The sequence below is a fragment of the Parabacteroides sp. D25 genome, from assembly GCF_000307475.1.
Taxonomy (GTDB): domain Bacteria; phylum Bacteroidota; class Bacteroidia; order Bacteroidales; family Tannerellaceae; genus Parabacteroides; species Parabacteroides distasonis.
Genome location: NZ_JH976500.1, coordinates 489,200 through 509,950 on the forward strand (window position 1 = coordinate 489,200; position 20,751 = coordinate 509,950).

Consider the following 20,751-nt stretch of genomic DNA (forward strand, 5'->3'; position numbering starts at 1 on the left):
AGACATGAAGAAAGCAGATAATCAATTATTAGTTATATTCGGGGCGTCGGGCGATCTTACCAGTCGCAAGTTGCTTCCCTCTTTGTTCGAGTTATATGTTCGTGGCTTGCTACCCGACCGCTTCTGCATCTTGGGAGCCGCCCGTACCGCTTATGGCGATGAGGAGTTCCGTGCGGAGCAACATACGCATATCTTGGAGGCACAGAAGGGAAAGACCTACGACGAGGGCTTGATCGATGACTTCTTGGAGAATGTTTATTACCTCGCCTTCGATTCCACCAACGCCGATGAATACTACAAATTGCGTGAGCGCATCGAGTTCTTGCAAGAGAAACATGACTTGCCGGATAAGATCATCTATTACTTGGCTACCCCGCCGGTGATGTACGAGATCGTCCCGCAATGTTTGCTGGAGAGTGGTTTGAACAAGACCGAGTCTCCGGATGGTTTCCGGCGGATCATCGTGGAGAAGCCGTTTGGCACCAGCTTGGAGTCTGCCCGCCAGTTGAACGATCATTTACGACATATCTTCCATGAGGAGGAGATTTATCGTATCGACCATTATCTGGGGAAAGAGACCGTGCAGAATATCTTGGTATTGCGCTTCTCGAACGGTATTTTCGAGCCATTGTGGAATCATAATTATATCGATTCCATCGAGATCAGCGCTACCGAGACTTTGGGGGTGGAGAATCGAGGGAAATATTATGATGGAGCCGGGGCGATGCGGGATATGATCCAGAATCACTTGATGCAATTGATGTCGTTTATCGCCATGGAATCTCCCTCTATATTCGAGCCGGAACCGATTCGTGACGAGATCGTGAAAGTATTCCGCTCCATACGTCCGTATACGGTGTTGGATATGGATAAGATGGTTGTCCGCGGACAATATATCGGTTATCGGGAAGAGAAGAACGTAGCTCCCGACTCGAATACCGAGACGTATGTGGCGATGAAATTCTTCATCGATAACTGGCGCTGGAGCGGTGTGCCCTTCTATTTCTATACGGGAAAGAAGTTGCCGGAGAAGTCATCGGAGGTAGTGATCCACTTCAAGTCTACGCCCCATCAACTGTTTGTCGGTCAATGTTCGGGAGGTTCCTGCAATAAATTGACCATCCGTATCCAACCGAACGAGAGTATATCCTTGAAGTTCGGGCTGAAAATGCCGGGAGCCGGTTTCGAGGTGAAGCAAGTCAGCATGGACTTCCGCTACGATTCCCTCTCGAAGAGCTATCTTCCTGACGCTTACGAGCGTCTGTTGCTGGATGCCATGCTGGGCGATTCCACCCTGTATGCTCGTAGCGACGCTTTGGAGGCTAGCTGGAAATTTATCGATCCGATCTTGCTCCATTGGAAAGAGGAGGGTTCGAAGAACTTATTCTTCTATGAGCCGGGCGAGGACGGACCGGAGGAAACTGTTATTTTAGGTGCGGAAAAGAAAGTCTGCGCCTGCCAAAGAAGATAATTTTATGGAAATAAAGAGATATAATGAGAGGAAAGAGGCGCTTCGGTCGATGACGGAGGACATGATGGCGATGATTCGCCGGAAAGACTTCGCTCCGTTTAACCTAGCGCTCTCGGGAGGGGAGACGGCGAAGCATATGTTTTCCCTCTGGGTAGATGAGTATAAGGATAAGATTGACTGGAATAACATCCGTTTCTTCTGGGTGGACGAGCGTTGCGTTCTACCGACATGCCCGGATAGTAATTACGGTCATGCGAATCATTTGCTTTTTAAGCCTTTGTGTATCCCGGCAGATCATATCCACCGGATCAAGGGCGAGAACGAGCCGGGTACCGAGGCGATGCGTTATTCATGGGTCGTAAAGGAATTCTTGCCGTTGTTCAACCAAATGCCTACGTTCGATTGCATCATCCTCGGCGTAGGCGAGGATTCACATACGGCATCCATTTTCCCTACCACCATGGAGCTATTGTCGGATAGCCGTAACTATGCGGTATCCCAGCAACCTTCTACCGGCCAATACCGGATCACCATGACGGGACCGCTTATCTTGAACGGCGCCCCCTTATTGGTCCCGATACTGGGCACGAACAAGGAGCCCGTAATCCAGAGGCTCTCCAAAGGCTATTCCCCCTCGAACGACACGCCTGCGGCCTATATCTTATCGCATGCCGTACAGGCTACGATTTATGGGCTGAATCCATGAAGAGTCTGCTTTCGCTCGCTCTAAAGCTTGTTTCTCCATGAAGCAAACAATCTTCTCTCTATCAACAAAGCCTGTCGCATCTTAATAAATTCTATAATCGCCGATGCTGATTCTATGATCACTGCCACTGATTGTACGATCGCTGACGGCGGTTCTATAATCAGTGGCGGTGATTATAGAATTAGACGGCTTGCGAACAAGTATGGATAAGCTTGTGGGATAGTATTCATACGGAAGCAAGAGGGTTTTGTATATCCATGGATTTTCCCTATTTTTGCATAAAATAACTCTACCATTATATGAAACTTACGAACGATAAATCCCTTACCGCCGGAAAGCGGGGATTTCTGATTTTATTCTTATCTCTTTTATTACCCGTGGGATTATTCGCCCAATCCGAGGTTATCGTCTTGCGCCCGGATGATAAAGGGGCAGACTTGGATGAGACGGTCTACCAGAAGATCTTTCTCGCCGGCACGATCGATATGGGGAAAAGCGTGGATTGGCAGAAGGCTACCTGCGACTGGTTCCGGGCGCTTCCGGAGGGACGGTATCTCTTGTTCAATCCTCGCAGGGATAAAGGGCTGAGCGGGGAGATGTCCGATTTTGAGCATCAAGTGAATTGGGAACTGGAGCATCTGGAGAAAGCCGACCTGATTATCATGAACATTCTGGCGAGCAGCAAATCCCCGATAACCTTATTGGAGATGGGGCTGTTTATGCGCTCCGGAAAGTTGCGGGTGATTTGCGAGCCCGGCTTTTACCGGTATGATAATGTGCGCTTGACTTGCGCGCGCTATGGCGTCCCATTGTATCAGAATATGGACGATTTTTTGAAAACGATACGCTAATCTATTATTATTTGTTTAACTTTGTATAGTTTTAGGGACGGTGTGGAATCGATCCTAAGCGAGTATTGTCGAACAAAATGGAAAGAATATGAAAGGTATAGTTTTAGCCGGTGGATCGGGCACCCGCTTGTATCCGATCACTAAAGGAGTTTCCAAGCAACTTCTACCTATTTATGATAAGCCGATGATTTTTTATCCGGTATCCGTGCTCATGCTGGCGGGGATACGGGAGATTCTTATCATATCGACCCCGCAGGATTTGCCGGGCTTCCGTCGTTTACTGGGCGATGGCTCCGATTATGGCGTTCGTTTTGAATATGCCGAGCAGCCTTCGCCGGACGGATTGGCGCAAGCTTTCATCATAGGAGAGCGCTTTATCGGCGATGACTCCGTTTGTCTGGTGCTTGGCGATAATATCTTTTACGGACAGAGCTTTACCCGTATGTTAAAAGAGGCCGTTGACAAGGTGGAGAACGAACAAAAAGCGACCGTGTTCGGTTACTACGTAAACGATCCGGAACGCTATGGCGTGGCCGAGTTCGATGCGGATGGGAACGTCCTCAGTATCGAGGAGAAACCGAAGGAACCGAAGTCGAATTACGCCGTGGTAGGGTTGTATTTCTATCCGAACAAGGTGGTGGGCGTGGCCAAGAATATCAAGCCATCCGCCCGTGGAGAGCTGGAGATCACTACCGTGAACCAGTGGTTCTTGAAGGATGGGGAGTTGAAAGTGCAGCTATTGGGACGTGGATTCGCTTGGTTGGATACCGGGACTCACGACTCGTTGTCTGAGGCATCTACTTTCGTGGAGGTGATCGAGAAGAGACAGGGACTGAAGGTGGCTTGTCTGGAGGAGATCGCTTTCAAGCAAGGATGGATTGATGAGAAGCGACTTGAGCAAGTGGCTTTGCCGATGATTAAGAATCAGTACGGCCAGTATTTGATGAGGTTGATTAATAAGTAGAAGTAGTTCAGAATACGAGATATCGATGGAAAAAGACAGTAAAATATTTGTTGCCGGTCACCGGGGCTTGGTAGGCTCCGCCATCCTGAATAATTTGCGTAGCAAAGGGTATACGAACTTCCTGCTTCGTACGCATGCGGAACTGGATCTGACGGATCAAGCCGCTGTGAACGAGTTCTTTGCAGCCGAGCGGCCGGACTATGTGTTCTTGTCGGCGGCGCACGTCGGCGGTATCATGGCGAACAGTCTGTACCGTGCCGATTTTATCTACAATAATTTGATGATCCAGAATAATGTCATTCATGCCTCTTGGAAAAACAATGTAAAGAAATTATTATTCTTGGGAAGCACCTGCATCTATCCTCGTGAGGCTCCGCAGCCGATGCCGGAGGATTGCTTGCTGACATCTCCCTTGGAATATTCCAACGAGCCTTATGCGATCGCCAAGATAGCGGGTATCAAGATGTGCGAGAGTTACAACCTGCAATACGGTACGAACTATATCGCCGTGATGCCTACTAACCTCTACGGGCCGAATGATAATTTCAATCTGGAGACCTCGCATGTGTTGCCAGCCATGATCCGTAAGATACATATGGCGAAATGCCTGCATACAGGAGATTGGGAGGCCTTGCGTAAGGATATGGACATTCGTCCGGTAGAGGGCGTGTCTGGGAAGGCCTCCGAGCCGGAGATACTCTCCGTATTGGATAAACAGGGTATCCGTCCGGGCGAGGTGGAGCTGTGGGGAACCGGCAAGCCGCTTCGTGAGTTTTTATGGAGCGAGGAGATGGCCGACGCTTCTGTTTATATCATGGAACACGTGGATTTCGAGGATGTCCGCCAGAAGGAGGGCGAGGTCCGGAATACACATATTAATATAGGTACGGGTATCGAGCTTTCGATCCGTGAGGTCGCCGAACTGATCCGGCGAGAGATCGGGTTCGAGGGCGAGTTGAGGTTTAACTCGTCCAAGCCGGACGGTACGCTTCGTAAGCTGACGGATGTAAGCAAGTTGCATGCCTTGGGTTGGCGCCATACGATCGAGATCGAGGAGGGCGTGAAGCGACTCTATGAATGGTACTTGGGAATTGAAAAATGAGAATTGAAAATTGAAAATTAGAGAAATGGGCAAAGTAGCGTTAATAACGGGTATTACGGGACAGGATGGGGCTTATCTTACCGAGTTCTTGATCAAGAAAGGATATACGGTACACGGTATCAAGCGTCGTTCTTCCATGTTCAATACGGACCGTATCGATCATTTGTATCAAGACCCGCATGTGGAAAACCGTAATTTGATTTTGCATTATGGCGATTTAACGGATAGTTTGAATCTTACACGTATCATTGGCGAGGTTCAACCGGACGAGATCTATAATCTGGCCGCCATGAGCCATGTAAAAGTAAGTTTCGACACTCCCGAATATACTGCGAATGCGGATGGTTTGGGCGTATTGCGTATCCTAGAGGCGGTCCGTTTGCTGAACTTGATCCCGAAGACGCGTATTTACCAGGCATCTACATCCGAGTTGTATGGCTTGGTGCAAGAGGTGCCGCAGAGGGAGACTACTCCTTTCTATCCGAGAAGCCCTTATGCGGTAGCGAAACTATACGGTTACTGGATTACGGTGAATTACAGGGAGGCCTATCATATGCACGCTTCCAATGGCATCTTGTTTAATCACGAGTCTCCATTAAGGGGAGAGACATTCGTGACCCGTAAGGTAACCCGGGCGGTTTCACGTATCGTTTTGGGTATGCAAAAAAAGGTTTATATGGGTAATCTTTCCTCCAAACGGGATTGGGGACACGCAAAAGATTACGTGCGTGCCATGTACGCTATTTTGCAACAAGATGAACCCTCGGATTATGTCATAGCTACCGGGATTACTACCACGATTCGGGACTTTATCCGTATGGCTTTTGAGGAAATTGGCGTGGGAATCCGCTTTAAAGGAGAAGGGATAGACGAGGTCGCTATCATAGAGTCGATAGACGAGGGATTGTTCGTCAAGAAGGTTGGTGATGCCTATCTGGAAAACTTTAAGAAACGTGTGGGTGAGGAAGTTGTGGGAGTAGATCCGCAGTATTTCCGCCCTACGGAAGTAGAGTTGCTGATCGGTGACGCTACGAAGGCACGTACTCGTTTAGGGTGGGAACCGGAGTATTCATTAGCGGCTTTAATTGAGGATATGATGAAGAACGATATAAAACTAATGAAGAAGGAGTCTTATCTGAAAGAGGGGGGCTATAAAATTTTGAACTATTTCGAGTGAGTTCGAAACAATTTGAAGATTTTATTTGTTGTAATTACAAAAAGAGTTAAATTTGTGCCAATTTTAAGATATTAGGTAATTGATTGTTTAATTAAAATGTTGAAAATATGAAGACTAAGGTTTTACTTTTAGCTTTGTTATCAGGTTTTGTATTCTCTGTGACAGCACAGGAATATCAACCGCAGGTGGGGTTCAGCAATGAGGCTGGTTATAAGACTAATTTCAAGAAGAATAAAGCTCGCGACAATTGGTTTATTTCAATTGCGGGTGGAGCCAGCGTATTGTTAGGAGACCAAAATGGAGAGGCTGATTTCAAGAATCGTTTAAACTTCGCTCCACAAGTATCTTTTGGTAAGTGGTTTAATCCGTATTTAGGATTCCGTACCCAGTTAAATGGTGGTATTATCCACGGTTTTGAAGGTGATGGCGCACAGTTTATGCAACATAATAAATATGTAGCCGCTCACGTAGACTTGTTGTGGGATGTTACTAACTTTTGGGCTCCTTACAGAGAATCTAAAGTGTTCCGCTTGATTCCTTGGGTCGGTTTTGGTTATGCGCAGCGTTTCAAGACTACAGAGTCTTATGATCGTCCAAGAACGGAGTCTCCTACGTTGAACGCTGGTATCTTAACCGCTTTCCGTTTGAGCAAACGTGTTGATTTGAACGTTGAGATCCAAGGTTCTTTGTTGAACGAGCAGTTTAACCGCGTCGAGATGAATCACCTGACAGATGGTATCGTTCAGTTGAGCGCTGGTTTGACATTCAAATTGGGTAAGACAGACTTCGAGGTATTGGAGCCGATGGATTACGCTTTGTTGAACGACTTGAACGGCCAGATCAACTCTTTGCGTGCTGCTAACGATGAGTTGAGCAAACGTCCGGTTTCTTGCCCTGAGTGCCAAGAGACAGTTACTGAAGTTGTAAATAACTACGTTGACAATGTGGTTTACTTCCGCATCAACAGCGCTAAGATCGACAAGAACCAGCAGATCAATATCTATAACACAGCTGAGTTCATGAAGAACAACAACGCTCCGATCAAGGTAGTTGGTTACGCTGACAAGAAGACGGGTACTTCTGATTATAACATGGGTCTTTCTGAGAAACGTGCTAGAGCGGTCGCTAAGGAACTTATCGATAAATACGGTATCTCTTCTAGCCAGATCACTATCGAGTGGAGAGGTTCGGACGAACAACCTTATGGCGAAAATAGCTGGAACCGTGTAGTAATTATGAGCGCTAATAATTAATTTACGAATTAATACTTTAAAAAGGCCGTACTTCTAAGTGCGGCCTTTTTTTTGCGCCGAAAAATACTTACTTTTGTGAGAATTTATCGAATTGCTATGATATTGAACAAAAAACATGGTTATTTAATCCAATGGCTGATTGGTGTAGGAGATTTGATCGTATTGAATCTTTTGTTTATGGCCGTTTTTCATCTGCTTGGCCCGAAATACACGGAAGCGATATCCTATAATTTGAGAGAGGTTATTCTGTTATTGAACTTCTGTTATTTCTTCTCTTTATATTTTATCCCGATTCAATTGCATCAGGCGGTCGTGTTTATCGACAAGATCGTGCAACGGGCGTTCGGATTGGTTACCGTACTTATCTTCTTGTTCGCTACTTGCTTGATCTTCTTGAATGTGGGAGATGTTCTGGCAACCTTCCTCTTGGTCTATTACGGGGTTTCTATCATCTTGTTTTCGCTTTGGCGGGTTTTGGTGCGCCTATCTTTAAAGTTGTACAGGCGAAAAGGCTATAACTTTAAGAAGGTGGTGATTGTGGGGGCCGGAAAGAATGGTATGGAGCTTTACCAAGTCATGAAAGATGATTTGAGCTATGGGTTTAGCGTAAAGGGATTTTTTGATGACAATGACTCGTTGAAAGACGTTTTACCTAATTACTTGGGCAAGACGAGCGAGGTGGAAGCGTATGTGCTGGAGCATGATATCGATGAGATTTATTGTACCTTGCCGGGTACGAACAACGGAAAGATCGTACGGCTTCTGAATTTCGCCGAGAAGAAGATGGTGCGCTTCTATATCGTGCCCGAGTTTTACCGGGATGTAAAGAAGAGTATGGTGATGGAGGTGATGGAATCGATCCCATTGCTGACGGTCCGCCGAGAGCCTTTGCAATCCGCCTATAACCGGTTCTTGAAACGAACGTTCGATATATTTTTCTCTTTGGTGATTTTGCTCACGATTTATCCGATCCTGTACATCGTGGTCGGTATAATGATCAAGTTAAGCTCACCCGGCCCGATTTTGTTTAAGCAGAAACGTACGGGATTGTATGGGCATGACTTCGAATGTTTTAAATTTCGTACGATGAAGGTGAACGCGCAGGCCGATACCTTGCAGGCCGTCAAGGATGATCCCCGGAAGACCCGGATCGGCGATTTCTTGCGCCGGACGAATTTGGATGAGTTCCCTCAGTTCGTGAACGTCTTGCTGGGCGATATGTCCGTGGTAGGCCCTCGTCCGCATATGCTGAAGCATACCGAGCAGTACTCGGCGTTGATCGATAAGTATATGGTGCGGCATTTGGTGAAACCGGGAGTAACGGGGTGGGCGCAAGTCACCGGTTACCGAGGTGAGACCAAGACGCTGGAGCAGATGGAAGGACGTGTGAAGAGAGATGTGTGGTATATAGAGAATTGGACGTTCTTCCTTGATTTAAAGATTATTGTGGTTACGGTACTGAATATGTTCAAGGGAGAGAAGAATGCATATTGATCCGATTTGTTGCACACTTTTTGCGGATTTGTGTAATCTGTATTTATATTTATGCTATATTCGCGCTCGATGGGAAGAATAATTGCAATAGATTACGGCCGGAAACGTACGGGGATAGCCGCTACGGATATTTTACAAATGATCGCTAACGGCGTGGCGACAGTCCCAAGTGGAGAGGTTGTGAAATACCTGTCGGATTACATATCACGGGAACCGGTGGATTTATTTGTGGTCGGGCTTCCGAAGCAAATGAACAATGAGCCTTCTGAGAACATGAAGTATGTGGAGGCGTTCGTGACCCATCTGAAAAGGACGATACCAAGTATCCCGGTAACTTATTACGACGAGCGGTTCACGTCGGTCTTAGCTCATAAGGCCATGTTGGAAGGCGGTTTAAAGAAAAAGAAACGGCAAGATAAAGGATTGGTTGATGAGATTAGCGCCGTTATTATTTTGCAAGCTTATTTAGAAAGTAAAAAATATCAGTTATAACTTATGATTTTACCCGTATTTTTATATGGTCAGCCCGTACTAAGAAAAGAGGCTGAGGATGTACCTAAAGATTATCCCGACTTGAAACAGTTGGTTGCCAATATGTTTGAAACGATGTATAATGCTGATGGGGTAGGGCTTGCCGCTCCTCAGGTGGGCTTGTCTATCCGTTTGGTGGTTATAGACGGTGATGTGATGGGAGATGACTTCCCTGAATGCAAGGGTTTCAAGCGTGCGTTGATTAATCCCGAGTTTTTGGAACGTAGCGAGGAGGAAATAGCTATGGAGGAAGGCTGCTTGAGCCTGCCGGGTATACACGAGAAAGTGTCTCGCTCGAAAACGGTTCGTGTGAGATATTGGGATGAGAATTGGGAGGAACACGAGGAAGTGGTGGAAGGTTTCGCCGCCCGTATCGTGCAGCATGAGTGCGAGCATCTGACGGGGCATGTCTTTATAGACAATGTCTCCGCTATTCGCCGCCAATTGAACAAAGGCAAATTAAATAGTATTATTAAAGGGACGGTTCGTTGCTCTTACCGGGCAAAAGCCGTTGGTAAATAATAAATCTATAAATAATCAATATGACAGATTTAAGTAAAAACATTGAGGCCCTCAGGGAAAAGAAAGCCGTTATCGAGATGGGCGGTGGTGAGGCTGCTATCGAAAAGCAAGTGGCGATGGGTAAGCTTACTGCCCGGGAGCGTATCTTGGCTTTGTTGGATAAGAACTCTTTCCATGAGTATGACATGTTCGTGAAACACGATGGCCGTGATTTCGGTATGGAGAAGAAGGTTCTGCCGGGTGATGGTGTGGTTACTGGTACGGGTACGATCTTTGGTGCCCCGGTTTGCATCTATGCGCAGGACTTTACGGTTGCCGGTGGTTCGTTAGGTTTGCAGCATGCTCGTAAGATCACCAAGATCATGGATCATGCGTTGAAGATGAAATGTCCGATCATCGGAATCAATGACTCGGGTGGCGCACGTATCCAAGAAGGTGTTGGTGCTTTGGCTGGTTATGGTGAAATATTCTATCGCAATACGATCGCCTCGGGCGTGATCCCTCAGATTTCCTTGATCCTCGGTCCTTGTGCCGGTGGTGCCGTTTATTCTCCGGCGTTGACGGACTTCGTGTTTGTGGTTGAGAACATCTCTAAGATGTTTATCACGGGACCGAACGTTATCAAGACCGTGCTGGGTGAGGATATCTCTATGGAAGACCTTGGTGGCGCACGTGTTCATGCGGAGACTACAGGTAACGCTCATTTTTATGCCTTGAGCGAGCAAGAATGTTTCGATCAGGTGAAACGTTTGGTTAGCTTCATCCCTTGGAATAATCAGGAGCGTGCGAAAGTGGTTGAGCCGAAAGAGCCGTCCGCTATGCTGAATATCGAGCAAGTAGTTCCGGCGGACCCGAAACAACCGTATGATGTGCGAGACGTTATCAGATGTATCGTCGATGACTCGGACTTCTTGGAGATTCAAGAGTTGTGGGCCGCTAATATTGTGATCGGTTTTGGTCGTATGGCAGGAGAAACGGTAGGTTTCGTTGCCAATCAACCGATGGTTTTGGCCGGCGTGCTTGATTGTGATAGCGCTGACAAGGCCGCTCGTTTCATCCGTTTCTGCGACTCATTCAATATTCCTATCATCACGTTGGAGGATATGCCGGGTTATCTGCCGGGCGTAGATCAAGAGCATGCGGGTGTGATTCGTCATGGGGCTAAGGTTCTGTATGCGTATTCGGAAGCTACTGTTCCTAAGATCACGGTTATCTTGCGCAAGGCGTACGGTGGAGGTTATATAGCTATGAACTCCCGTCACTTGGGCGCTGACTTCATGTTCGCTTGGCCGAGCGCGGAGATCGCTGTTATGGGTCCGGAAGGCGCAGCTAACATCATATTCCGCAAGGAGATCATGGAGGCGGAAGATCAGAACGCTATGCGTCAGGAGAAGGTGAAAGAATATATCGAGAAATTCGCGAACCCATACGTGGCGGCTTCCAAGGGATTTATCGACTCTGTGATCGAACCGAAAGAAACCCGTTCATTATTGCTACACGCACTGAAGCTTTCCATTCTAAAAGAGGAATACAGACCGGCCAAGAAGCACGGTTTGCCTCCGTTCTAAATTGATGAGAGTATGGAAAAGAAACACCAGCAAGAAGAATATGTAGACTTTGTGGTGACGGCACGTAAATATAAGACGTTGCTGACAGCGAAGTATAAGAGCCGACCGATGTGGCATAAGCCGTCGGCTGGTGACGTGGTTTCTCATCTTCCCGGAACGATTATCAAGATTATGGTAGAGGAAGGACAGGCTGTGGAGGCCGGGCAACTTCTGCTAATCCATGAGGCGATGAAAATGCAGAACCGGGTGATCGCTCCCATATCGGGAGTCGTTGTCGAGCTCAATGTAAAAGAGGGCGATAAGATAACGAAGAATCATTTAATGGTAAAAATAGAGTCTAAGTAAGATAATTTACTTATTTTTGCCTCTCAATCATTTTTAATAGGATGAAGAAGGCAACACTCTTTTTGATATTACAGATATTTACGATTTCGCTTTTTGCGCAGATTAATACGGACCGTGTATTGGCCATTGGCAGGAACGCCCTTTATTTTGAGGATTATGTTCTTTCCATTCAGTACTTCAATCAGGTTATCAAATCCAAACCTTGGTTGGCGGAACCCTATTTTTACCGTGCGGTGGCGAAGATAAATCTGGACGATTTTAAGGGGGCCGAGGAAGACTGTACTTTATGTCTTCAGCGGAACCCTTTTTTAACGCAAGCGTATTACGCTCGCGGCATCGCCCGTCAAAGCCAGGAGAAATACGACGAGGCGATCGACGATTACCAGAAAGGACTTGAGTTCAAACCCGAGGACCGCCAGATGCTGGTGAATATGGCGGTGGCTTTTATCCAGAAAAAAGACTATAACGGGGCGGAGAAGACATTCGATGATTTAATGACCGCCCATCCGAAATATTCCATGAATTATATGACACGGGGCGCTATGTATCTGGAGAAAGGGGATACGTTGAAAGCCTTGGCCGATTATAATAAGGCGATCGAGATGGATCCTTATTATGCGCCGGCGTATGGCAATCGTGCGATCCTTCATTATCAAATGGATGATTACAAGGACGCTTTGGCCGATTTGAACGAGGCTCTACGTCTGGATACCCGTGAGAGCGGATATTATATTAACCGGGGGCTAGTTCGTTATCAGATGAATGACTTGAGAGGTGCGATGGCCGATTACGATCAGGTGATCAGCATGGATAGCCGGAACTTGATCGCACGATTCAACCGAGGTTTGCTTCGGTTCCAAGTCGGGGATAATAACCGTGCTATCGAAGACTTCGATGTCGTTATCCAGCAAGAGCCAGATAACTATATGGCTTATTACAACCGTGCGTTGCTCCGTTTCGAGACGGGCGACTACCGGGGGGCCGTGCAGGATTACGACGTGGTCTTGAAGCAATATCCTACTTTCCTGCCAGGCTTTGTGAGCCGTTCGGAAGCAAAGCGTAAGCTAGGGGATAACGTGGGGGCAGACCGTGATTATTGGGCAGCCATAAAGATGGAGGAGCAGGCCAAGAACGGACAGCTCCCGAAGACATCGTCTTCTAGCTCCAATACAGCGGTGAACGGAGATGCCAAGACGGACGATTCGGAGGAGAATACTCGTGAGCAATCCGATAAGAATATCAATAAGTTCAACCGCTTGGTGGTATACGATAAGGAGCAGGAGCGTAAAAGTAAATACCAAAGTGAGGTCCGTGGGCGTGTACAAGACCGGAATGTCCATGTGGATCTGGAACCCCAGTTTGTCTTGACCTATTACGAGAAGGCGGATCCCGTAAAGAAACTTGTTTATTACGACAAGATGGTGGAGGATTACAATGGCCAGATGGTCTTGAAGCGTAAATTGCGTATCACGAACGAGGAGGCCGCTTTGACCGAGGACCAGATCGCCGTGCATTTCGCCTCCATCGACGAGTATTCGGCGGAGATCGAGCGTGATCCGAACAACGCTAACGCTTATTTCGGTCGTGCGATGGACTTCATGTTGGTGCAGGATTTCTCGGAGGCGATCAAGAATTTCTCGGAAGCGATCGAGCGAGACCCGTCGTTCACGATGGCTTATTTCAATCGTGCCGTGGAACGTTATAAGCAATTGATGTACACCCAATCCCAGCAGGCTAGCAAGGATACGTACGACTTGAGTGGCTCGGGAATGAACTTGAATATTGGTAAGTCCGCACAGTCGCAGGTAAACGCCAACACCTCGGTGGACCTCCGGAGCGCTATGCTGAAGGATAATAAGCGAGCCTATGAGCATGAGCAGATCATGAGGGATTACGATATGGTGATCAAGCTGAACCCGGGTTTTGTGTACGCTTACTTTAACCGTGCGAATCTGCGTTGCGCCCAGCGTGATTTCCGTGCCGCTATCGTTGATTACAACGAGGCGATCGAGCGGGACCCTGAATTTGCCGAGGCTTACTACAACCGTGGGTTAGCCCGTCTGTCGCAAGGTGACGTGAACCGGGGCATCGCCGACTTGAGCAAGGCAGGGGAATTGGGTATCTACAACGCCTATAGTATCATCAAGCGAATGACAAGCCGGTGATAACGCAAATTATTCGAGTTAAATGTTTCGCTGATAGAAAAGAAATATTAACTTTGTGGGCTGAATATAAAGAATTTTAGAGAATAGAATATGATAAAGATTACATTTCCGGACAATTCCGTAAGAGAATATGCAAAGGGAACGACTGCTATGCAGATAGCGGAAAGCATTAGTTCTCGTTTGGCACAGGAAGTCCTAGCCGCAAGCGTGAATGGGGAGGTTTGGGACTTAAGCCGTCCTATCAACGACGACGCTACGGTGAAACTTTTGAAGTGGGAAGACGAGGAAGGTAAACATGCGTTCTGGCATTCCAGCGCTCACCTTATGGCAGAGGCTTTGCAGGAATTATATCCGGGTATTAAATTCGGTATCGGTCCGGCGATCGAGAACGGTTTCTATTATGACGTGGATCCGGGTGAGGCCGTGATCAAAGAGGGTGATTTCGCTGCTATCGAGGCTAAGATGCTTGAGCTGGTAGCCAAGAAAGAAGAGATCAAACGTCAGGACATTACCAAGGCGGATGCCATGAAGATGTTCGGCGATAGAGGTGAAGAGTATAAAACAGAGCTTATCAGTGAGTTGGAAGACGGTACGATCACTACCTATACACAGGGTTCTTTTACGGACTTGTGTAGAGGGCCGCACTTACCGAATACCTCTTATCTGAAAGCTGTCAAGATATTGAGCGTAGCCGGCGCTTATTGGCGTGGCGATGAGAAACGCAAGCAATTGGTTCGTTTGTATGGTATCACTTTCCCGAAAAAGAAGATGTTGGATGAGTATCTGACATTGTTGGAGGAGGCCAAGAAACGTGACCACCGTAAGATCGGTAAGGAGATGGACTTGTTCATGTTCTCCGATACGGTAGGTAAGGGCTTACCGATGTGGTTGCCGAAAGGTACCGCCTTGCGTTTGCGTCTGCAAGAGTTCTTGCGTCGTATCCAAGCTCGTTATAATTATCAAGAGGTAATGTGTCCGCCGATCGGTAATAAATTATTGTATATTACCTCCGGCCACTACGCTAAATACGGAAAGGATTCTTTCCAACCGATCCATACACCTGAGGAGGGTGAGGAATACTTCTTGAAACCGATGAACTGTCCTCATCACTGTATGATCTATAAAAACTCTCCTCGTTCGTATAAGGACCTGCCGTTGCGTCTCGCTGAGTTCGGTACGGTTTGCCGGTATGAACAGAGCGGAGAGTTGCACGGATTGACCCGTGTACGTAGCTTTACGCAGGATGATGCTCATATCTTCTGCCGCCCCGATCAGGTAAAGCAGGAATTCTTGAACGTAATGGACATCATCTCGATCGTATTCAAGACGATGAATTTCGAGAACTTCGAGGCTCAGATCTCCTTGCGTGACAAGGTGAACCGTGAGAAATATATCGGTAGCGACGAGAATTGGGAGAAGGCTGAGCAAGCGATTGTAGAGGCTTGTGAGGAAAAAGGCTTGAAAGCTAAGATCGAATATGGAGAGGCCGCTTTCTACGGTCCGAAACTCGACTTCATGGTGAAAGACGCTATCGGCCGCCGTTGGCAGTTAGGTACGATTCAGGTAGACTATAACTTACCGGAACGTTTCCAATTGGAATATACGGGTGCCGACAACCAGAAGCACCGTCCGGTTATGATCCACCGCGCGCCGTTCGGTTCCATGGAACGATTCGTTGCCGTATTGATCGAGCACACCGCCGGAAAGTTCCCGTTGTGGTTGACTCCGGAGCAGGTATGTATCATGCCGATCAGCGAGAAGTTTAATGATTACGCTTGGCAAATCGCGCGTGAGTTGGGTAATCAGGAAATCCGTGCTATCGTAGATGACCGAAATGAGAAGATCGGTCGTAAAATTCGTGATAATGAATTGAAAAGAATCCCTTATATGCTCATCGTTGGAGAAAAAGAAGCAGAAAATAGTGAAGTTTCTGTAAGAAAACAGGGCGAAGGTGATAAAGGTTCGATGAAAATTGCTACCTTTGCAGCGCTTTTGAATGGCGAGGTAGAGGAAATGATGAATCGCTGGCAAAAAAGTAATGATTAAATAACTAATAACGAGGAGAATAAATCTTTTTGAATGAAGAATGACAATCTGAAAGAACAGTATAGAATCAACGAACGTATTCGTGTTCGTGAAGTTCGTTTAGTAGGTGACAATATTGAGACGGGTGTTTATCCGATCGCTCAAGCGCTGAAAATAGCGGAAGAGCAGGGGATGGATCTAGTCGAGATTTCACCAAATGCTGCGCCCCCCGTTTGTAGAGTAATCGACTACCAAAAATTCCTCTATCAGCAAAAAAAGCGTCAGAAAGAGCAAAAAGCGAAATCTGTGAAAGTGGTCGTGAAGGAGATTCGTTTCGGGCCTCAGACAGATGATCATGATTACAATTTTAAATTGAAGCACGCTAAGGGATTTTTGGAGGAAGGTTCGAAGGTCAAAGCCTACGTGTTCTTTAAAGGCCGTTCTATCCTTTTCAAGGAACAGGGAGAAGTCTTGCTGCTTCGTTTTGCCAACGATTTGGAGGACTATGGAAAAGTAGAGCAGTTGCCGGTTCTGGAGGGAAAACGTATGATTATCATGCTTACTCCGAAGAAAGCGGGCACTGGTTCAGCCCCGGCTGCGGCCGCAGCTCCGAAAGTTGTAAAGAAAGTGATTACGACACCTAAGCCTAAAAGTGAGGGTGATAAGAAAACAGAAGAATAAAATCCGTCCCTGATAGAAGGGAGGTTAAGTTTAATAATTAAAATATAATTGGAAAATGCCTAAGATGAAGACTAATTCCGGTGCCAAAAAGAGGTTCGCCCTTACCGGATCAGGAAAGATCAAAAGAAAACACGCTTTTAAGAGTCATATCTTAACAAAGAAGACTAAGAAGCAAAAGAGAAATCTTACTCACACGGGTTTGGTAGCTAGTGTTGACGTAAGCAACGTAAAGCAGATGCTTTGCATGAAGTAATCTTTATTCATTAAGCGAGTTTTATAACGATTTTTATTAACCGAATGCATTAGCAATCAAGTTCATCCTACGAGATGACGCTAACATTCAAAACAGATTAGAATTATGCCTAGATCAGTAAATCATGTTGCTTCAAGAGCAAAAAGAAAACGGATTTTAAAACTAACCCGCGGTTATTATGGTGCACGTAAGAACGTTTGGACCGTAGCGAAGAATACATGGGAAAAAGGTTTGACTTATGCTTTCCGCGACCGTCGTAACAAGAAACGTAATTTCCGTGCTTTGTGGATTCAGCGTATCAACGCTGCCGCTCGTATGGAAGGTTTGTCTTACTCTCGCCTAATGGGTGCTTTGCACGCTGCCGGTATCGAGATCAACCGTAAGGTTTTGGCAGACTTGGCCGTTAACCATCCGGAAGCATTCAAGGCTATCGTAGCTAAAGTAAAATAAGATTTTTGCTATATAGTTAATAAAGAGCCTCCCCGAAAAGGAGGCTCTTTTTTTGTTGTTTTTGTTTGGTTATGTCGATACGATTACATATCTTTGTAACAAGAAAAAGATAAACAGGGAATGAGTTAAGCCGCACTTGTTCGATTGGGAAACTCATCAGTTTATTTTAATTCCGAGACATAGCTCTTGTCGCCAATGGCGGGCCGCGCCCTTCGGGGTATGCTTAGCACGGCGGATTACAAAGGTGGCAAAGTACTCAAATCCTGTCATACGGAGTTTGTTCACATCTACAGTGCGGCTTTTTCAAATAGGGAAGAGGATCTTTAATTAGATTCTCTTCTTTTTTATGCGGTTCACGCAGATAGTCTCGTTAGCTCATATAAGTAGTCTTCTGAAGATAAAGTGAATTATTTTGAAAATAAATTAGGTTTTATAGTTGGTAATCCAAAAAGAATGCTTTCCTTTGTAGCAACAAACAAAAGATAGTTTGTCTTGCTCTTTATCTTCGAGTTTCTATTCTCAGTAATGATAATATATTCTTCTAGAAATCGATCTTCACTAACATCACTTGTTTTATTATTAATTTATTTTTAATTTTTTTCGTATGAATATTTACATTGGAAACTTGAGTTATCGAGTAAGAGAGTCTGATTTGCAACAAGTATTAGAAGAGTATGGTGTTGTTGATTCAGTAAAGTTAATTGTTGATCGTGATACTAGACGTTCTAAGGGTTTTGCTTTCGCTGAAATGCCTAACGTAGACGAGGCTCAAAAAGCTATCGAGGAATTAAACCAAGCTGAGTACGAAGGTCGTCAGATGGTTGTAAAAGAAGCAATTCCTAGACGTTAATTTTAGAAGATATACATCTTAAAATAACTCTGAAGCGGGGAGACGATAGTCTTTCCGCTTTTTTGATATTGTCCATTATTGTCGTATATTTACGCACCAAGAATAACACAACTAAAAAATAAGTATTATGACGTTGCCAAAACGGTCTTGCATGAAAGTAACCGGACTTGCTCTCGCTTGCTCCTCGCTACTTTTTTCCTGTGTTCCCAAGGAGGTTTCGCAGGTGAATTTAATCCCTAAGCCGGCCCATATCGAGGTGACTGGCGGTTATTTCAAAGTAGATAGTAATCTCATATTCGGGAATGATCAATCGGGTACGATCCGTTACGTGGTCGATGAGTCTTTTAATGGCGGGAATCCGGAGGGATATGCGTTGGACGTGACCGAGAAGGGGATCGAGTTGAGAGCCGCCTCTAAATCCGGATTGTTTTACGGGGAACAAACGTTGCGCCAGCTGTATACGTCGAAAGGGATTCCTTGCGTATCGATCCAAGATAATCCCCGTTTCCCGTATCGTGGCTTGCATCTGGATGTCTCCCGTCATTTCTTCCCGAAAGAGGAGGTGATGAAGTTATTGAACGTCATGTCTTATTATAAATTGAATACGCTTCATATGCATTTGACGGATGCCGGTGGTTGGCGTATCCAGATGGATAAATACCCGAAACTGACTACGGACGTGGCTTTCCGTACGGAATCCGATTGGCAGAAATGGTGGGATGGAAAGGATCGCAAGTATCTGCCGGAAGGAACTCCGGGGGCATATGGCGGTTATTTTACGAAAGAAGATATCCGTGAGATCGTGGATTACGCTACGGCCCGGCATATTAATATAATACCGGAAATCGAATTCCCGGGGCATTCGGACGAGGTGTTCGTGGCGTACCCGGAGTTGAGTTGTGCCGGCAAACCTTATACGACGGGTGATTTCTGCATCGGCAACGAGAAATCGTTTACGTTCATGGAGGATGTATTGTCCGAGGTGATCGAGTTGTTCCCTTCCGAATATATCCATATCGGGGGAGACGAGGCCGGGAAGGGAGCTTGGAAGACCTGCCCGAAATGTCAAGGCTTGATGCGCCGGAATGGGATGAAGGACGTGGATGAGTTGCAGAGCTATATGATTCATCGTGCCGAGGAATTCCTGATTTCCAAAGGCCGCAAATTGATCGGTTGGGATGAGATTCTGGAAGGGGGCTTGGCTCCGGAGGCTACCGTCATGTCTTGGCGGGGCGAGGAAGGGGGAATCAAGTCCGCTCGCATGGGACACGACGTGGTCATGACACCGGGTGGTTATATGTATTTCGATTTCTATCAAGCCGATCCGAAGACACAGCCGTATGCCATCGGCGGTTATACGCCGATCAAGCGGGCGTACAGTTATAATCCGGTGCCTGTGGATTCGTTGACTGCCGAGGAAAGTAAGCATATCCTAGGGGTACAGGCGAATACATGGACGGAGTATATCAAGGATGAGAAGCATCTGGAGTATATGATGTTCCCTCGTGCCTTGGCGGTCGCCGAGATTGGATGGACTCCGCAAGAGGATCGTAGTTGGGAGGATTTTAAGCCTCGTATGAATGCGAATATCCCGGTTCTGCAACGGATGGGTATCCATACGTTCACGCTCTCGGACGAGATCGAGACCACGATGAAGGTAGATACCTTGCGGCGAGAGATCAAGGTCATGTTGGATGCGGAGAAATATCCGGCGGAGATACGTTACACGACAGACGGTTCTATTCCCACCGCCTCTTCCCGGGTCTATGACGGTCCGATCGTGGTGAAAGACTCCGCTGATATCAAGGCCGCTATCTTCCGTGACGGGCAGCTTCAAGGAACGCCTACCGAGAAGAAGGTGGATTATCACCGGGGTATCAATAAGCCTATACATTATAATAGTAAGCTGTATAGCGGTTATATGGCGGGTGGCATGAACGCCTTGCTGGACGGCTATAGGGGAGGCTTGACTTATCTGGACGGCCGTTGGCAGGGTTATTTGAATGACTTGGATTGCGTGGTGGACATGGGCGAGGTGACGGATATCCATAAGGTATCGTCCCGCTTTATGCAATTGATCGGCCCGGGCGTGTACCAACCGGGAGAGGTGGAGTTGCTGACATCGGAAGACGGGGAGAGCTATATCTCGCAGGGAGTTATCCCTACTACGATATCCAATACGGATAAAGACCTGTCTTTTCAGGAATATACGTTTAACGGCGATTGGAAAGCCCGTTATATCCGTATCAAGGCAAAAGAGGCAAATAAGGGTTTCATCTTCACGGATGAGATCGTGATCTGGTAAGTATGAATCAATTAATTATCAACTAAAATACATTTATC

Annotated in this window: 19 protein-coding genes; all 19 read left to right on the plus strand. The window is 46.6% G+C overall.

Annotated features, from left to right (window positions below; translation table 11 throughout):
- Positions 1 to 4 precede the first annotated feature (4 nt).
- The 19 genes from zwf (at position 5) to HMPREF0999_RS01970 (ending at position 20,713) form a co-directional block, all read left to right on the plus strand.
- Complete coding sequence (gene zwf / locus HMPREF0999_RS01880; protein WP_005857714.1) at positions 5 to 1,471, plus strand: glucose-6-phosphate dehydrogenase; 1,467 nt, start codon at positions 5 to 7, stop codon at positions 1,469 to 1,471.
- A gap of 4 nt (positions 1,472 to 1,475) precedes the next feature.
- The gene (pgl, locus tag HMPREF0999_RS01885) at positions 1,476 to 2,177 is read left to right on the plus strand and encodes a 6-phosphogluconolactonase (RefSeq protein WP_009275039.1); all 702 of its coding nucleotides are present in this window, start codon (positions 1,476 to 1,478) and stop codon (positions 2,175 to 2,177) included.
- A 299-nt stretch (positions 2,178 to 2,476) separates the two neighbouring features.
- The gene (locus HMPREF0999_RS01890; protein ID WP_009275040.1) at positions 2,477 to 3,028 is read left to right on the plus strand and encodes a nucleoside 2-deoxyribosyltransferase domain-containing protein; all 552 of its coding nucleotides are present in this window, start codon (positions 2,477 to 2,479) and stop codon (positions 3,026 to 3,028) included.
- An 88-nt stretch (positions 3,029 to 3,116) separates the two neighbouring features.
- The gene (gene rfbA, locus HMPREF0999_RS01895) at positions 3,117 to 3,992 is read left to right on the plus strand and encodes a glucose-1-phosphate thymidylyltransferase RfbA (RefSeq protein ID WP_009275041.1); all 876 of its coding nucleotides are present in this window, start codon (positions 3,117 to 3,119) and stop codon (positions 3,990 to 3,992) included.
- Positions 3,993 to 4,017: 25 nt separating this feature from the next.
- Positions 4,018 to 5,094: a GDP-L-fucose synthase family protein gene (locus HMPREF0999_RS01900; protein WP_009275042.1), complete on the plus strand. Its 1,077-nt coding sequence runs from the start codon at positions 4,018 to 4,020 to the stop codon at positions 5,092 to 5,094.
- Positions 5,095 to 5,119: 25 nt separating this feature from the next.
- The gene (gmd, locus tag HMPREF0999_RS01905) at positions 5,120 to 6,271 is read left to right on the plus strand and encodes a GDP-mannose 4,6-dehydratase (protein WP_005857703.1); all 1,152 of its coding nucleotides are present in this window, start codon (positions 5,120 to 5,122) and stop codon (positions 6,269 to 6,271) included.
- Positions 6,272 to 6,378: 107 nt separating this feature from the next.
- A complete protein-coding gene (locus HMPREF0999_RS01910) occupies positions 6,379 to 7,524 on the plus strand; it encodes an OmpA family protein (protein ID WP_008772416.1) in 1,146 nt (381 codons plus the stop codon).
- A gap of 96 nt (positions 7,525 to 7,620) precedes the next feature.
- Positions 7,621 to 9,018 carry an undecaprenyl-phosphate glucose phosphotransferase gene (locus tag HMPREF0999_RS01915; RefSeq protein WP_009275043.1) on the plus strand — a complete coding sequence of 466 codons (1,398 nt, stop codon included), beginning with the start codon at positions 7,621 to 7,623 and terminating at the stop codon, positions 9,016 to 9,018.
- A gap of 69 nt (positions 9,019 to 9,087) precedes the next feature.
- Entirely contained in the window at positions 9,088 to 9,510 is a 423-nt protein-coding gene (gene ruvX / locus HMPREF0999_RS01920; RefSeq protein ID WP_008772415.1) for a Holliday junction resolvase RuvX, read from the plus strand.
- Positions 9,511 to 9,513: 3 nt separating this feature from the next.
- Entirely contained in the window at positions 9,514 to 10,071 is a 558-nt protein-coding gene (gene def / locus HMPREF0999_RS01925) for a peptide deformylase (protein WP_005857695.1), read from the plus strand.
- 20 nt (positions 10,072 to 10,091) lie between these two features.
- Positions 10,092 to 11,639 (plus strand): acyl-CoA carboxylase subunit beta, encoded by a 1,548-nt coding sequence (locus HMPREF0999_RS01930; RefSeq protein ID WP_005857693.1) that lies wholly within the window; start codon positions 10,092 to 10,094, stop codon positions 11,637 to 11,639.
- 12 nt (positions 11,640 to 11,651) lie between these two features.
- Positions 11,652 to 11,984 (plus strand): acetyl-CoA carboxylase biotin carboxyl carrier protein subunit, encoded by a 333-nt coding sequence (locus HMPREF0999_RS01935; RefSeq protein ID WP_009275044.1) that lies wholly within the window; start codon positions 11,652 to 11,654, stop codon positions 11,982 to 11,984.
- A gap of 41 nt (positions 11,985 to 12,025) precedes the next feature.
- Positions 12,026 to 14,149 (plus strand): tetratricopeptide repeat protein, encoded by a 2,124-nt coding sequence (locus tag HMPREF0999_RS01940; RefSeq protein ID WP_009275045.1) that lies wholly within the window; start codon positions 12,026 to 12,028, stop codon positions 14,147 to 14,149.
- Between the two features lie 90 nt (positions 14,150 to 14,239).
- Positions 14,240 to 16,195, plus strand: a complete 1,956-nt coding sequence (thrS, locus tag HMPREF0999_RS01945) for a threonine--tRNA ligase (protein WP_009017253.1) — start codon at positions 14,240 to 14,242, stop codon at positions 16,193 to 16,195.
- 33 nt (positions 16,196 to 16,228) lie between these two features.
- Positions 16,229 to 16,855 carry a translation initiation factor IF-3 gene (gene infC, locus HMPREF0999_RS01950; RefSeq protein WP_008779711.1) on the plus strand — a complete coding sequence of 209 codons (627 nt, stop codon included), beginning with the start codon at positions 16,229 to 16,231 and terminating at the stop codon, positions 16,853 to 16,855.
- 55 nt (positions 16,856 to 16,910) lie between these two features.
- Positions 16,911 to 17,108: a 50S ribosomal protein L35 gene (gene rpmI, locus HMPREF0999_RS01955; RefSeq protein ID WP_005857684.1), complete on the plus strand. Its 198-nt coding sequence runs from the start codon at positions 16,911 to 16,913 to the stop codon at positions 17,106 to 17,108.
- A gap of 105 nt (positions 17,109 to 17,213) precedes the next feature.
- A complete protein-coding gene (rplT, locus tag HMPREF0999_RS01960) occupies positions 17,214 to 17,558 on the plus strand; it encodes a 50S ribosomal protein L20 (protein ID WP_005857682.1) in 345 nt (114 codons plus the stop codon).
- Positions 17,559 to 18,162: 604 nt separating this feature from the next.
- On the plus strand, positions 18,163 to 18,408 hold the full coding sequence (locus HMPREF0999_RS01965; protein ID WP_005862983.1) for an RNA recognition motif domain-containing protein: 246 nt from the start codon (positions 18,163 to 18,165) through the stop codon (positions 18,406 to 18,408).
- 127 nt (positions 18,409 to 18,535) lie between these two features.
- On the plus strand, positions 18,536 to 20,713 hold the full coding sequence (locus tag HMPREF0999_RS01970; RefSeq protein WP_009275046.1) for a family 20 glycosylhydrolase: 2,178 nt from the start codon (positions 18,536 to 18,538) through the stop codon (positions 20,711 to 20,713).
- Positions 20,714 to 20,751: the final 38 nt, after the last annotated feature.